The sequence below is a fragment of the Pandoraea sp. NE5 genome (assembly GCF_024363545.1).
Lineage (GTDB): Bacteria > Pseudomonadota > Gammaproteobacteria > Burkholderiales > Burkholderiaceae > Pandoraea > Pandoraea cepalis.
In genome coordinates this window covers 4,300,539-4,315,310 of record NZ_AP025517.1, presented here as the reverse complement: position 1 = coordinate 4,315,310, position 14,772 = coordinate 4,300,539, and the positions used below count along the sequence as shown (strand labels likewise).

The 14,772-nt window shown below is 63.9% G+C and carries 11 protein-coding genes and 1 pseudogene; 4 read left to right on the top strand and 8 right to left on the bottom strand.

The window, feature by feature from the left end:
- Positions 1–47: 47 nt before the first annotated feature.
- On the bottom strand, positions 48–1,247 hold the full coding sequence (locus PanNE5_RS19525; RefSeq protein WP_261938670.1) for an NnrS family protein: 1,200 nt from the start codon (positions 1,245–1,247) through the stop codon (positions 48–50).
- Between the two features lie 335 nt (positions 1,248–1,582).
- Between PanNE5_RS19525 and PanNE5_RS19520 the strand changes: the two genes are divergently transcribed.
- Entirely contained in the window at positions 1,583–3,016 is a 1,434-nt protein-coding gene (locus tag PanNE5_RS19520) for an aldehyde dehydrogenase family protein (protein WP_017234296.1), read from the top strand.
- Here the strand turns inward: PanNE5_RS19520 and PanNE5_RS19515 are convergent.
- A complete protein-coding gene (locus PanNE5_RS19515) occupies positions 2,997–3,212 on the bottom strand; it encodes a DUF1289 domain-containing protein (protein WP_150563845.1) in 216 nt (71 codons plus the stop codon). The two genes, PanNE5_RS19520 and PanNE5_RS19515, sit on opposite strands and share 20 nt — an antisense overlap.
- A 169-nt stretch (positions 3,213–3,381) precedes the next feature.
- Here PanNE5_RS19515 and PanNE5_RS19510 point away from each other — a divergent pair, with 169 nt between their 5' ends.
- Entirely contained in the window at positions 3,382–3,804 is a 423-nt protein-coding gene (locus tag PanNE5_RS19510; protein WP_261938669.1) for an EamA family transporter, read from the top strand.
- Between the two features lie 80 nt (positions 3,805–3,884).
- Here the strand turns inward: PanNE5_RS19510 and PanNE5_RS19505 are convergent, their stop codons facing one another.
- From PanNE5_RS19505 to PanNE5_RS19490, 4 genes and pseudogenes are all read right to left on the bottom strand, one after another.
- Positions 3,885–5,192 carry a phospholipase A gene (locus PanNE5_RS19505; RefSeq protein ID WP_261938668.1) on the bottom strand — a complete coding sequence of 436 codons (1,308 nt, stop codon included), beginning with the start codon at positions 5,190–5,192 and terminating at the stop codon, positions 3,885–3,887.
- A 148-nt stretch (positions 5,193–5,340) separates the two neighbouring features.
- Complete coding sequence (locus PanNE5_RS19500; RefSeq protein WP_150563847.1) at positions 5,341–6,675, bottom strand: putative bifunctional diguanylate cyclase/phosphodiesterase; 1,335 nt, start codon at positions 6,673–6,675, stop codon at positions 5,341–5,343.
- A 316-nt stretch (positions 6,676–6,991) separates the two neighbouring features.
- Positions 6,992–8,227, bottom strand: a pseudogene (locus tag PanNE5_RS19495) (FAD-dependent oxidoreductase); the annotation flags it as partial.
- Positions 8,228–8,598: 371 nt separating this feature from the next.
- Complete coding sequence (locus PanNE5_RS19490; RefSeq protein ID WP_150563849.1) at positions 8,599–9,069, bottom strand: Cd(II)/Pb(II)-responsive transcriptional regulator; 471 nt, start codon at positions 9,067–9,069, stop codon at positions 8,599–8,601.
- A gap of 68 nt (positions 9,070–9,137) precedes the next feature.
- Between PanNE5_RS19490 and PanNE5_RS19485 the strand changes: the two genes are divergently transcribed.
- A complete protein-coding gene (locus PanNE5_RS19485) occupies positions 9,138–11,564 on the top strand; it encodes a heavy metal translocating P-type ATPase (RefSeq protein WP_261938667.1) in 2,427 nt (808 codons plus the stop codon).
- A gap of 4 nt (positions 11,565–11,568) precedes the next feature.
- On the opposite strand, the gene PanNE5_RS19480 is transcribed toward PanNE5_RS19485, so the two are convergent.
- Both PanNE5_RS19480 and PanNE5_RS19475 read right to left on the bottom strand, forming a co-directional pair.
- A complete protein-coding gene (locus PanNE5_RS19480; RefSeq protein ID WP_017234304.1) occupies positions 11,569–12,603 on the bottom strand; it encodes a CHAD domain-containing protein in 1,035 nt (344 codons plus the stop codon).
- 370 nt (positions 12,604–12,973) lie between these two features.
- Positions 12,974–13,252: an HU family DNA-binding protein gene (locus tag PanNE5_RS19475; protein WP_017234305.1), complete on the bottom strand. Its 279-nt coding sequence runs from the start codon at positions 13,250–13,252 to the stop codon at positions 12,974–12,976.
- A gap of 736 nt (positions 13,253–13,988) precedes the next feature.
- On the opposite strand from PanNE5_RS19475, the gene PanNE5_RS19470 reads away from it, so the two are divergent.
- On the top strand, positions 13,989–14,759 hold the full coding sequence (locus tag PanNE5_RS19470; protein WP_026132014.1) for a ferredoxin--NADP reductase: 771 nt from the start codon (positions 13,989–13,991) through the stop codon (positions 14,757–14,759).
- The last annotated feature ends 13 nt before the right edge of the window (positions 14,760–14,772 follow it).

The window sequence follows — 14,772 nt, the reverse complement described above, 5'->3', positions numbered from 1 at the left end:
TTTTCATTGGCGCTGCGGCGTTCCAGTTCGCCGAGCGGTCTGACGGTTCAACCGTCCTTTCCGTCAACCCGCGCCGTCATCAGATAGGGCGCATAGCGCATCAGATAGACGGAAAATGCCGCTAGCCAGCACACGCCCGCTGCGTCAATCCAGACGCTTGTGGCACCACTCACCAACCAGGGCCCGAAGACGCGCAAGAGCGCCGCGGCAATGATCAATCCGTAACCGGCCATCTCGAAGCGCCCGGCGATCAGCGCGCGGCCGGTATGTCCCAGTGCCGTGCGCGTGATCATGCCCATGATGGCACACCCGATCGCGCCGACCGTCAAGGCGTGGATCGCAAGGGAGTGCGCAATCGTTCCCGCCGCCGCGAGCGCCAGAAGCGCAAAGCCGATCGGAATCCACGCATAGGCCACATGCAGGATCGCCAGTATCGGTCGAGGCCCGACACGCCAGGAACGCCATCCTGCCAGCCGGATACCGTGAATCAGCACCGTGAATCCGGCGCACACGATCGTCACGGCGGGCACCGACAGGAATGCATCTGCGAGGAGCGTGATGACGACGCTCGGGGCGGCCAGCGTTTCAATCCATTTCCAGCGCTTCGCGGAATAGCCCGGCACCGCGTTCGTGGTGAACATCGGCACCACGCGCCCCGCGATCACCGTCACGAACATGACGACCAGTCCGATGGCGGCGTAAGCGGCCTGTAATGAGAGATCAACGCGTCCTTGCCACGCCCACCAGTGGAAGAGGGCGTTCAACGCACCGAAAGCGCCGAGGGCGACGGGGAGAAATAGGTTGCGACGATTGTTCGCCTTGATCAGCACGCGCATCAGCACGATGGCAACCACGGGAAGAAAAAGGGAATCGACGCCCGCGGCGAGCCATTCCGGCCCGTAATAAACAAGTACGCGTCCCGCTGCCCACAAGCCCCACAGCCACATAAGCGGTGCACCCCGGGGCGTATCGAGCGAGGTCCACGCGCGAACCGCGGTGAGCAAAAATCCCACAACGATGGCGGCGAAGCCGCCAAATATCATCTCGTGAACGTGCCAGACGAGGCCGTTCATGGGCGCGGCCCGACCGGCGACCGGATAGCCGTGAAGCGCGGCCAGCCATAGCGCAATGGCCAATGCCGCAAAGCCTGCGCCGCCTAGGTAAAACGGGCGAAAGCCAAGGCGAAGCAGGGGCAGCCCGGGGACTGATTGCGACGATGGTCTCGTGGTGGGTTGGCTGATTGACATCGCGACCTCCGCGATAAGATGTATCGTAAATACATCTTATCGCATCATTGGGCGATCTGGGAGAAATGTCCTTATGGGGGGCGGCGTGACGATAGCGCTATGTGGCGCATGGGGCGGGCCCAATACCCTGACGAGAATGCGTGCCTTTTGGACACCCGATGGCGTAGACGCGTCGGCCCGATGTGGGCAATCGGTGCTTGCGTCATCTGAGCGCAACTTAGGAATCTCGGAAGCTGCGTGTCGGAGTCGACTGATTTCGTCGCAAGCGTGCGAGATGCGTGGGCGCGCGGACTACAATGATCGCTCGTCGGGAACCTCCCAGCAGGAGACATCGCATGATCACGTACGACAAATTTTTCATCGACGGCCGGTGGGTGACGCCGGTTGGGCGCGCAACGCTGGACGTCTTTCATTCGGCTGACGGGACGCTCATGGGCCGCATTCCCGAGGGCGCAACGGACGACGTGCAGGCGGCCGTTGCCGCCGCGCTGAATGCGCGCGATCGCTGGGCGGCCACGCCGCCTGCCGAGCGGGCCGTCTACCTGCGCAGGATTGCTGCGGGCCTGAAGGCTCGCACGGACGCGCTCGCGCAAGTCATCACCGGTGAGACCGGCATGCCGATCAAGCTGGCTCGCGCCATTCAGGTGGGCGGACCTGTCTATCACTGGAATCAATACGCCGAATTGGCCGAAACATTCGAATTTGAAGCGCGCGTCGGCAATTCGCTGGTGGTGCGCGAGCCGGTCGGCGTGGTGGCGGCGATCACGCCGTGGAATTACCCGCTGAATCAAATCACACTGAAGGTGGCGCCGGCCCTGGCGGCCGGTTGCACGGTGGTGCTCAAGCCGTCGGAAGTGGCGCCTTTCAACGCATTTATCTTGGCCGAGGTCATCGCCGAAGCGGGGCTGCCGCCGGGGGTGTTCAATCTGGTGACCGGGCTCGGGCCGGTGGTCGGTGAGGCGTTGGCGCGGCATCCGAACGTCGACATGGTGTCCTTTACGGGATCGACGCGGGCAGGTAAGCGCGTGTCCGAAGTCGCGTCGCAGACGGTCAAACGGGTGGCACTGGAACTCGGCGGGAAATCGGCATCGGTCGTGCTTGACGATGCCGATCTCGCCGCCGCGGTCAAAGGCACGCTCAACGCCTGCTATCTGAATTCCGGCCAGACGTGTTCGGCGCACACGCGCATGCTCGTGCCTGCCTCACGTTATGAGGAAGTCAAGGCATTGGCGAAGGAGGCTGTCGCGCGCTTCACGCTGGGCGATCCGCGTGAGGAAACGACGCGTCTCGGACCGTTGGCGTCCGCCGCACAGCGCGAACGAGTTCAGACCTATATCCGCAAAGGTCTGGCGGAAGGCGCGGAGTTGATCGCGGGCGGGGATGCTGTGCCGGCCGGCTTCGAGGCGGGGTTCTTCGTACAGCCGACGGTGCTGGGCCGCGTGGCGCCTGACGCGACGGTCGCGCAGGAAGAGATTTTCGGTCCGGTGCTCTCGATCATCACGTATCAGGACGACGCCGATGCCGTGCGTATTGCCAACGACTCGATCTACGGGCTGGGCGGTGGCGTGTGGTCGGGCGACGAGGCACGCGCGGTGCGGGTGGCGCGTCAGATCCGCACGGGACAAGTGGATATCAATGGCGGGGAATTCAACGTGAAGGCGCCGTTCGGCGGATTCAAACAGTCCGGGCACGGACGTGAGAACGGCGTGTACGGCTTCGAGGAGTTCCTCGAGTACAAGTCGCTTCAGTTCAAGGCTGCGAAGTCGTAGAGCGGCTCTCGCAAAAACGCATCGCCTTGCCCTCGCGGGTGATGCGCGCCCACACGGCGGCCTTCTCGGCGTCGGTCAAGAATACCCAGTTCGACACTTCGTCGGCGGTGCGCCCGCAACCCTTGCAGACGTCGTCGAAGAGCGTCGAGCAAACGCCAATGCAGGGGCTGTCGGGGCGGTCGTGCAATTCGGACATAGGGGGCGTGTCGGCCAAAGGCGGGATGGGCGTTCAAAGCAGGCGCCATTATCGCATTGATGGCCCGATTGCCGTTGAATCCCCTACGGCAGGGGCTTGGCGGTGGACATGCCGGTGAGTTTCAGGTGGGGGCCGGGGCCGGCCCAAGGGATAGCCATAAGGACGATTTATGTTGCGTAGCTGGCAACTGTTTGCGCTGGGCTCGGCGTTCTTTGCCGCGCTGACGGCGGTTTTCGGAAAGCTCGGGGTGGCGCAGGTGAACTCGAACATGGCCACGCTGATACGCACGGTCATCATCTTTGCCGTGACGTTGGCGATCGTGGGCGTGCGCGGCGAGTGGCAGCGGCCGGCGAGCCTGAGCGCAAACACATGGTGGTTTCTGGTGCTCTCCGGCGTGGCGACCGGTTTGTCGTGGCTTTGCTACTTCCGTGCGCTGCAGTTGGGGCCCGTGTCGGGCGTTGCGCCGCTCGACAAGCTCAGCGTGGCGATGGCGATGATCATTGGTTGGAGCGTGCTCGGTGAACCGTTCTCGCTCAAGGAAGCCCTTGGCGGTGCGCTGATCGTCGCGGGCGCCCTCGTGCTGGTGTTCTGAGCTTTTGCTGGGGATGATGTCGACGCGGGGCACCGGGCGGCCGTCCGGTGACGATCCGCCCCAGCCGGACGTTCGCTCGGCTACCAGCGGAATACGCTATACCCGACCCGCACCTGCGACCGAGAGTGGCGGTTGTAGTCGAGCATGTCTTCGCCATAACCGGTGAAGTAGCCGAGCCACAGGTAGCCGCCGGTGCCCGGTATCAGCTTGCCCAGCGGATAGGTCACCTGCAGGTCCACGCTGCCATAGTTGCGTTTCATGCCCTTGCGCAAGGTCGCGCCGATCTGCCACCCGTTCGGTTTGCCCCACAACACGAGCAGATCCAGGTAGCCGCGGTAGTCCTGGATGTCGGGGTTGTCTTTCTTCTCGAGATACGCATAGAGCTTCGGCGCCACCGTCCAGTGGTACTCGGCGGGATTGCCGAACTTGAAGATCGGTTTGACGAACAGTGTGTTGATGCTGCGAGAATCCTCGCCCGCCTTGCCGTTGGACTCGTGCTCGAACCCTGCCGCGACGCCCAGAGACGAGAACCAACTCGCGCGCACGCCGGTGTCGGGGACGTAGTAGAAGAGGCTTGGCCGATAGTTCGAGTCGCGAAACGGGGCCGATTCGGCCTCCAGATCCCAGACCGATAGCTGCGTATAGCCGAAGTACAGGTTGTCGAGGAAGGCCTTCGAGGCGGGATTTTCCGGCTTGAGGATATGGAACTTGAAGCTGAGCTGGAAGCGTGCGTTGGCGTCGCCATTCTTTCCGAATGCGATGTACATCGGCTCATTCGAGGAGATGCGCGCAAACTCGGCGTCGCTGGTCGGTGCAATCGCGTCGGGAGCGGTGCTGGCGAGGGCGTCGGAGGCGGCCGCGGTGAGCGCAGCGGCTGACGCGGACGCACCGACTGCGGTACCCGGCACGGCACCGCTGCCGCGTGGGACCGGGCTGGCGGCGACCATCGGCTGGGTCGGTGCGGCACGATCGAGCACGATCGTGGTGGTCGAGGCATCCCAATCGACCGGCTCGACGCGCACCGAGCCGCGTAGCTCCTTCGGCAGGTCGGCGGCGTATGTGATGCGCCGGAACTGGCCGCTCGAGAGGGTCACGTGCGCGGGCACCAGTGCCGCGCGCTTGAGGGAGATCAGCGTGGGTTTAAAATCGTCGTTCGAGATACGCACGACGATCTTGTTCGGCAACGCAAGCGTCTTGTGCCCCGGGCCGTCGTGCGTGGCCAGCAACGTCAGTTGCAACGGCGCACCGCCCGAGAGGGCGCGCGGGGGTTGCAAGAGCGATAGGTCGGCACGTGCCGCGGTGCTCAGGGTCAGGCAGAGGGTGGCGGCAACGAGTGAAATGGCGCGAAACGGTGATGGGGCGAATGCATCGGGATTCGTCTTGGGCATCGGACCTGTCTGGGTTGGCGACCCCGGGCCCGTGAGCCCGATGTCTGGGTCGACTCGCCCCGGGCGTAGCCGGGGCGGGCTTTCGGTGGACGGCGACGATTGCACCGCGCACCGACCCGGGTGGGCCGGTTGAAGGCGGCGGGCGCGCTTACAGCCGCCCGTGCCAGTCGCGGATGAACGTCTCGATGTGTCCTGGCGGTAGGGGGCGCGTGCAATGATACCCCTGCCATGCGTGGCAACCCATCGACGCGAGCGCATCGCGCTGGGCAATGGTTTCGACGCCTTCCGCCACCGTCTCGATTTCGAGCTTGCGGGCAATGGCGATGATGGCGCGAATCAACTCGGTGTCGTAGCCGCCAAGCAGCACGCCGGCCACGAACTGGTAGTCGATCTTGACGGTGCCGAACGGCCAGCGCTTGAGCCGCACAAAGCTTGAATAGCCGGTGCCGAAGTCATCAAGCGAGAGGCGCACGCCCATCGCCACGAGTTCGTTCATCAGCGTTGCAGCCTCGTCGAGGTGCGAGATCAGCGACGACTCGGTGATCTCGATTTCGAGCTTGTCCGGCGGGACTCGATGGTGCTTGAGGGCGTAGCGGATCGTGTCCAGGGTGTGCACGCGCATTTGTTGCGCTGACAGGTTCACCGCCACACGCGGATACTCGTGACCGTTCGTATGCCATTGATCGAGCTGACGGCAGGCTTCGTGCAGTGTCCAGTCGCCGATCGGGCCGATCACGTCGCAACGCTCGGCAGCCGGGATAAATTCGCCCGGCATGATCAGTTCGTCGTCGCGCTGCCAGCGGATGAGCGCCTCGAGTCCGGTCAGCCGGTGCGTGCGCATGTCGATCTGTGGCTGGTAGTGCAGCCGGAATTCCGACCCCGACAGCGCGCGTTCGATGGCGTTGCGCCAGTGATGTTCGTTGCCGGCTTCGTCCGGCGGATTGACACTGTCTGTGGGCGTCGCCGGGGCTTCGGTCACGAGAAACCGCGAGGCGCTCTCGCGAATCGCCTGGTCGGCGACATCCGACGTGTGCTCAAGCAGTGTGGCGGGCCACACCGGCACCTGGGGCAGATGGGTGATCCCCGCCGAGATGATCGGGTAGAGCAGGCCGTCACCGCAGGGCACCGGCGATTCGCCGGCGCGAATGAAGCGGCGGGTGATCTGTATCGCCGCGTCGCGGCTGCCGAGATCGCGCAGCAAGATGGCGATCTGCTGATCGGACACGCGACCGATGATGTCGCGGCGACGAATGCGCGAACCGACGCGAAACGCAACAGTGGCGAGCAGATCGGCGTCCGAAATGGCCGGTTGGCGGGTCGCCATGCGCTGACCGCGGCCCACGTGCAGCACGACCAGCGCACAATGGCAGCCCGGCGGGTTTGGTGTGCGCAACTCCAGGCTAAGGGCGCGCAGGAGCCGCTGGCGATCCAGCAGTAGGTCGGCGAGCACGACTTGCCGTCGCAACGCGTTGGTATCGTTCATCTCGGCAAGCAGGCAGACGTCGCCCGTAAGGTTGAACGTTTGTCATCGCCGCAGGCAGTGCCACCCGGCAGAGGAAGCTCACGCGTCGAACAGGTCGTGCCGCCAGAAAGCCCTTGAATCATGTTCTGCATAAGACGCGAAAATGTGTCGGCCGTCGTGCGAGGAGGCGGATAAGGCTTGCCGGCCATGGCACCGCGTTCCTCGCGCTCGGGCAGACCGCGCACTAGGCGTGGCCCGACAAGAAGCTCGTGCCCGGTCGGGAAACCGGGTCCTATGTCCATTAACGGCACCCGTCTTTGAAAATTGAGTTCGGGTTTTACCTATGGCCGGGACGACTGGGTTGCGCCAGCCACTCGCGACCGCGAAGCATGACATCCCAATAAATCTTTGGCAGCACGTACTTTTTCAGCATCCACGCGATACGGTTCGCTTTCGTGCCGTCGAGGGGGAACGTGGGCATGAGCTTGCCGCCATAGCCAAATTCCGCGAGCACGATCTTGCCGTGTTCGACCGTGAGCGGACAAGCGCCATAGCCGTCGTAGTGCATGGGCTGCGGGCGGCCGTCCATGGCGGCGAGCAGGTTCTCGGCAACGACAACCGCCTGCTTGCGTGCGGCGGCCGCTGTCTTCGCGTTGGGTGCGGAGATGGCATCGCCCGCGCCGAAAATATTGGCAAAGCGCGCGTGGCGCAGTGTGGCCGGATCGACTTCGCACCAGCCGGCCGCGTCGGCCAACGGGCTTGCGCGCAACACATCCGGTGCACTTTGCGGCGGGACGACGTGCAGCAAGTCGAAGGGCTTGTCGACGAATTGCGATTGACCGTCGGCGTCGAAAATCTCGAAGCGGGCCACGCGACGTTCGCCATCAACCGCGCGCAGGTGCGAGAGATGATTGAGCGAAATCTCGTAGCGCTTGACGTATTCCATGAGCGCGGGGATGTAATCCTTCACGCCAAAAAGGGCCGGGGCCACAAGATGGAATTCAATCTTCGTCTTGTTGTGCACACCGTTCTGACGCCACGTGTGTGCCGACAGATACATGGCCTTTTGCGGTGCCCCTGCGCACTTGATCGGCATCGGCGGTTGCGTGAACAGCGCATTGCCACCCTTGAAGTCACGCACCAGCGACCACGTGTAGGGCGCGAGATCGAAGCGATAGTTGGACGTGACACCGTTACGTCCGAGCGTGTCGGTCAGGCCGTCGATGGCCTCCCAGTTCAGTTGCAGGCCCGGCGCCACGACGAGGTAGCGATAGCCGAGGCGACGACCGTCCGAGAGCAGGATTTGCTGGTGGTCCGGCGCGAAAGCGGTGACAGCCGCCTGAATCCACGTCACGCCGTTGGGAATGACGCTCGACATCGGACGCGCCGTGCGTGCCGCATCGAACTCGCCGGCACCGACGAGCGTCCAGGCCGGCTGGTAGTAATGCGTGTCGGCAGGGTCCACGATCGTGATCGAGAGCGACGGACGGCGGCGTCGCAGACTGGCCGCCACGGAAATCCCCGCCGCCCCGGCACCCATGATCACGATGTCGGCGGTGCTTTCCGTCGCGGGGGTGGGCGTAGCGGATACATCGCTGGACATAAGGTCTCCGACAAATAAGCAAAATTGAAACGGATGCCGACATATCGATGGCCATCCTGAACGCCGCGCGATGGCGGCTCACACGAATAGGTTCCTACCTGCGTGTTCGTGTGCGGGACATTGTATATAGAAACCGTGTCGGTTTGCCCTTGTTTTCAGGGGAAATTCCGCCATTCTTCATAATCGTCGCCACGTTCAGGGTGAACCGAGCCGAGGTTGGCGAGCGAGTGGCGAGCACGCGCGAGGTGCTGTCAAGGCGTGCACACTTTGTCGTGACAGGTGATGCCGATACCCGCAGGCGTCGGCAGAGGGGCGCCGCAGGACAGCGACGCCCGCGACGCTCACATGGGCGAGTGATTGTGGTCGCAGGCGACTTCGATCGGATCGGTTTCGCTGTGGCACGCGCAGGCTTCGCCATGCGCGCCTTGCATGAGGGCACGCAAGATGCCGCAATCGCTGGTTTCGTGGCGGCTATGGCATTGCGCCTGAAGGTGCAGCAACTGTTGTTCGAGCGCCTGCAACTCGTGAATGCGGGCATGCACGCGAGTAAGGTGGGCTTCGATCAACTGGTTCGCGTCTTCGCACGTCACGTTCGTGTCGTGGGCGAGTTCGCCGAGTCGTTTCGCATCGGCGAGCGGCATGTCGAGCGAGCGGCAGTGGCGGATGAAACGCAGCGCTTCAAGATGGTCGTCGCCGTAGGCGCGATACCCGGCGTCCGTGCGCGGCGGGGCCGCCAGCAGGCCTGCCCGCTCGTAATAGCGGATCGTTTCGACATCGGTGCCCGCCGCGCGGGCCAGTTCTCCGATTTTCATGCTTGACTCCGTAGTGACTACAGGGTTTTGAATGGAGGGTAACACGAATCAGTCAATCAGGAGTTCCCATGTCCCACCCCTCGGATTCGGCCCGTCTGGCCGGCTCGACGGCGACAGATCACCCCACGCATGACTCCGGTCATCGTCACGATCACGGGCATCGGCACGACCCCTCGCACGCCAACGATAGCGAACACGGCCACTCGCACGACCACTCGCACGACCACGACCGCGAACATGCACACGATCATGTCGCCCCATGCGCCCCAAGTTCCGCGCATGCGCACGACGATGCGTCGTGTTGCGCAGACGCTGCGCGTTTTGCGCCGGACGAACCGATGCCAGCGACGGGGGCGCCGCAGGCCCGTTTCCGAATCGATCAGATGGATTGCCCGACGGAAGAGCGTCTCATCCGCGATCAGCTTGAGCATCGGCCCGGCGTCGATGCGCTGTACTTCAACCTGCTCAAGCGAGAATTGACGATCGTTTTCGACGTCAACGCGTCGTCGACCGACGTTGCCCGGCATGGGGAGGCGGTCGCCGACACCTTGCGCAAGCTTGGCATGACGCCGGTGCCGCTGGCCGCCGGCGACACCAATGCACCGCCGCCCCCCGCGAGCCGAAAGGCAGACATTGCCCGTCTGGTGGCGGGCGTCTTGCTGGCTGCGGCAAGCGAGATCGCGGTCTGGTCCGGCGTGCCTGAGCACAGTCCCTGGGTCGGCGCTGTGGTCGTGGCCGCCATTCTCGCGTGCGGACTACCAACGCTCAAGAAAGGCTGGATCGCGCTGCGTCACCTCACGCTGAACATTCATTTCCTGATGTCGCTCGCTGTGATTGGCGCGATGTGCATCGGTCAATGGCCGGAAGCGGCGATGGTGATCGTGCTGTTCGCCTTGTCGGAAAAGCTCGAAGCCGCATCGCTCACGCGTGCCCGCCGCGCCGTCGAAGCGCTGATGCGCCTGGCGCCCGATCGGGCGTCGGTCGAACAGCCGGACGGTACCTGGTTGGATGTGCCCTCGGCGTCACTTGCGGTAGGCACGCGCGTGCGTGCACGGCCGGGGGAGCGCATTGCCATCGACGGCGTGATCGAGCAGGGCAGTTCGGCGCTCAATCAGGCGTCGATCACTGGGGAGAGCGTCCCCGTCGACAAGACAGTGGGCGACGAGGTCTACGCGGGCAGCATCAACGAAAGCGGTTTGATCGTGTATCGCACGCGCGTTGCGCCGGGCGATACGACGCTTGCGCGCATCGTGCGTATCGTGGAGACCGCACAGCAGCAACGTTCACCGACGCAGCGTTTCGTCGACAAGTTCTCGCGGATCTACACGCCGGTTGTCGTGCTGTGCGCGTTGCTCGTCGCGCTCCTGCCGCCGCTGGCCTTCGGTCTGGCATGGTCGCCCTGGATCTACAAGGCGCTGGTGATGCTGGTCATCGCGTGTCCGTGTGCGCTCGTGATTTCTACGCCGGTCACGGTCGTGAGCGGCCTGACGGCTGCTGCTCGTGCAGGCATTCTGATCAAAGGCGGTGCGTTTCTGGAAACCGGCCGTCTGGTCCGCGCGGTCGCGCTCGACAAGACGGGCACGCTGACGCGTGGCGAGCCGCGCCTGACCGACGTGGTGCCGTTGGGCGAAACGTCACACGACGAGGCACTCACGCTCGCCGCCGCGCTCGACGCGCAGACCACCCATCCCGTGGCGCGCGCCGTGGTCGACGGTCATACGCGAGCGGGTCTTGGCGCATTACCGTCGGTCACGGAGGTCGAAGCACTCGCGGGAATGGGCGTGAAGGGGCGTGTCGGTCAGACCCTTTACTACCTCGGCAACCATCGTCTGATCGAATCGCTCGGCGTGTGCAATGCGCACGTAGAGGCGACGTTGGCACGTCTCGAGGCGCAAGCCCGCACGGCCATCGTGCTGGCCAGCGAAACGCAGGCGATCGCCGTGTTGGCGGTGGCTGACACGCTGCGCGCGGAAAGCCGTGACGCCATCGCGCGTCTGGCTGCCATGGGTGTTCACACGGTGATGCTGACCGGGGACAATCGTGCGACCGCGGAAGTGATCGGTCGGCAGGCGGGCGTGAGCGACGTGCGTGCCGAAATGCTGCCGGAAGACAAATGGCAGGCGGTGTCGGCCTTGCGAGTGACGTACGGGTACGTGGGCATGGTCGGCGACGGTATTAACGACGCCCCTGCGCTCGCAGCCGCCGACGTCGGTTTCGCGATGGGAGTGGCCGGCACCGACAGCGCGTTGGAGACGGCCGACGTCACGCTGATGGATGATGACCTCCACAAGCTGCCGGCCTTCCTGGCGCTGTCGAGGCGTGCCGCAACGGTGCTCAAGCAGAATATTGCCGTGGCGCTCGCCATCAAGGCCGTGTTCTTCGCGCTGGCGGTGGTCGGGCTGGCGTCGCTGTGGATGGCGGTGTTCGCCGATGTGGGGGCCAGTCTGCTGGTGATTGCAAACGGCATGCGCCTGCTGCGCACGAAGGTGGCGTGAGCGCTCAGCGGGCGCGCATGCCGCGCTCCAGCGTGTGCGCATCCGGCAACTGGCCCAGCACGTGCGCCGCGCGGCTTGTGGTGTTGACGATGATCGTATCGAGGCGTCGGATCATGGCACTGCGCTGCGCGTCGTGCAACGGCATGGCTTCGCACATTCGCTGCGCGACGACGGCATCGTTGAGTTGCCCAAGGAGCGTCTGTGCGGCATGCAGTGTGCTCTCGTAGGGCGAGCAGACCGATTTACGTAGCCAGGGCGCCAACAGTTCGGCGCTGTAACGGGCCTTCTTGATCTTCACGCGCAACGCGTGCAACTGCTCGGTGTCGAGCATGGCCAACTGGCGACAATCCGGAAACAGCGCGATGTATTGGGCGCGCAGCATGTTGCGGGCATGCTTCGCCAACGCGCGCGACCGCTTGCCTGGCGTACGAGAGGGGCGTCGCAATGCCTTGGCCGAGCGAATCTTGCATCGGCCGTCCTCGCGCATCCCGAAGGCGCTGAGCAGCAACCCATGCAACGCCTGTTGGCGCTCGCCGGTCAATGCCGCGGCAACTTGTGCGCGGGCGACGCGGCGCAGGTGTTCCACGTGCCTGTCCACCGCAGGCCAGTCGATGTCGGGAAAGTCGGCGCGCAACGCGGGTAATGTCGTTGTCGCTAACACATCGGTATCTCGCGCAGGGCCCATCGATTGCCCCAGCCAGCGCAATTCCTCGTTCAACCGATGGTGCCAGCGAGGCTTGAGCCACGGCGAAAAGACATCGATCAACGCGCGCAGACGACGTATCGCAATTCGCAACTCGTGCACGACCTCGGCGTCGATGGACGCGATGTCGCTGTCCTCGCCCGCCTTCGGTAGCGATGGCCATTGTTGCAGGATCTGCGCGGCGAGGGTGACGAGCAGGCGTGCAGCGGACATGCGCCGCATGCGCGCGGCGCCAAGCGCCGTGCGCGTCTCCGTGGGGGCCTGGCCGGCAGCGGACGGTCCCTCGATGGCGGCGGCGATGGCCGCTGTCGTCACGCGTGTCATGTCACGCAACATAGCATAGTTGCCTGGGGCCAAGCGCCAAGGAAGACCGATGCGACAGGGTGGCGCGGGGGCTGCGCGAGGTGCGGCGATTCGCAAAAAGCCATCGGCAACGCGCGTCAGGACGGTGGGTGTTGACGGCAGGGGATGACAACAGGAGAGTCGCTGCCGGAGTGGGGCAGGAGACGACGCTGGGAGCGTCTCGTCGCGGGCGCCCGGTGCCCGAGCTGTGGTGTGCAGGACACCCGCGAGGCACGCAGCGTCACATCAGTCGTGGACCTCGCGAGAGGATGACGTGACGCCTATCCATTGCTGCACACCGCGGCGCGGCCATGCGAGCAAAAAAGATAGGCCGGCCCGAAGGCCGGCCTGCGCGCAACTGGTTTTACTTCTTGTTCACAGCGTCCTTGAACGCCTTGCCAGCCGTGAACTTCACGGTCTTGGCGGCCGGGATCTTGATCGCTTCGCCGGTCTTCGGGTTGCGGCCGGTACGTGCGGCGCGCTTGCCCGAACCGAACGAGCCGAAGCCGATCAACTGGACCGCGTCACCCTTGGCGACGGCCTTCTTGATGGTCTCGAGCAGAGTGTCGAGGGTTTCGCCAGTTTGAGCCTTGCTAGCACCCGTAACACCGGCGACGGCGTCGATCAGTTCCTGTTTGTTCATGTGTGTTTCCCTTGAGAGGTGGTGAATACCGGCGACAACTCTAACACTTTCGCCATTTGGCGAGTGTCGGTGTTGTATCCGCGCCATAAGGCACGCGGCACATGCCAGAAAGTCGCCATCGCGACACGTCACGCAAACGCGATCCTAAGATCCATCCCGTCACGCCTCGAGAGGGCGCCGACACTGGCCGGGCAGCCGCATTATAGAGCCATCGGCGGGCTGTGGGCCAGTGCTGACAACGGTTTGCGGCGATTTTGTTGTGCGATGCCGCGTACTTTCTCGTTCATGATGACAAAAACACGGTAACTACGGGCATCTCCGGTCATGCACCGGCGCAATCCCTTGCTGGGCGGGCTTTGGGGGTTTCCCTAGCCGATGGGGGCTTGCGTACTGGCGCGACTTTTGGTTGGCGTCAACTTGCCCTGCGAGCGGCTCGATGCGTCACATCGGTCGGAATACGAAGGACTTCGCGCGTGTTCGGTCGAGTCGACGCGCTGCGTTGGCGCACGATTCCGCCAAAACCCTTGCGGTCCGATGGGGACAAATGAAAGCAATTCCCGTTTGAGGTAAAATAATGGGGTTTTCCCGCCCAAAACCGGAAGTGCGTCTGCTAGGCGCGCCTGGGGTCCGGGCATCGGGGCCATCAAGGACGGCTCGCGCATTCGCATGTCAGGCGATTCGGGCATTAGTTCCGTCGATGTGCCGCGCCCCGCCCGTCGTCATACGTCAAGCCAATATGAGTACTCAGAATCAACAGACCGTGCTGGAAGTCCACCACTGGACTGATACGTTGTTCAGCTTCAAGACCACTCGCGACGCTTCGTTCCGTTACGTCAATGGCCAGTTCACGATGATCGGGCTGGAAGTGGAAGGCAAACCGCTGCTGCGCGCCTACAGCATGGCGAGCGCGAATTACGAGGAAGAGCTTGAGTTCCTGAGCATCAAGGTGCAGGACGGTCCGCTGACCTCGCGTCTGCAGCACTTGAAGCCGGGCGACAAGGTCATCGTTGGACGCAAGCCGACCGGTACGCTCATCGACGACAACCTGTTGCCGGGCAAGCATCTGTACCTGCTTTCGACGGGCACGGGCCTCGCGCCGTTCATGAGTATCATCCGCGATCCGGAAGTCTACGATCGCTACGAGCACATCATTCTGGTTCACGGCTGCCGCTTCACCAGCGAATTGGCGTATCGCGATCTCATTACCCAGCATCTGCCGGCGCACGAGTATCTCGGTGAATACGTGCGCGACAAGCTGATCTATTATCCGACGGTGACGCGCGAAGAGTTCGAAAACCAGGGCCGTATCACGGAGCTGGTTGAGTCGGGCAAGATGTTCGCCGACATCGGTTTGCCGGAATTTTCGCCGGAAAACGACCGCATCATGTTGTGCGGCAGCCCGGCCATGCTCAAGGACACCCGCGAGCTGCTGGAGAAGCGTGGCTTCGTGGAAGGCCACAACCACGCCCCGGGGCACTACCTCGTCGAGCGTGCGTTCGTCGGCTAAGTCCGTCGGCCCC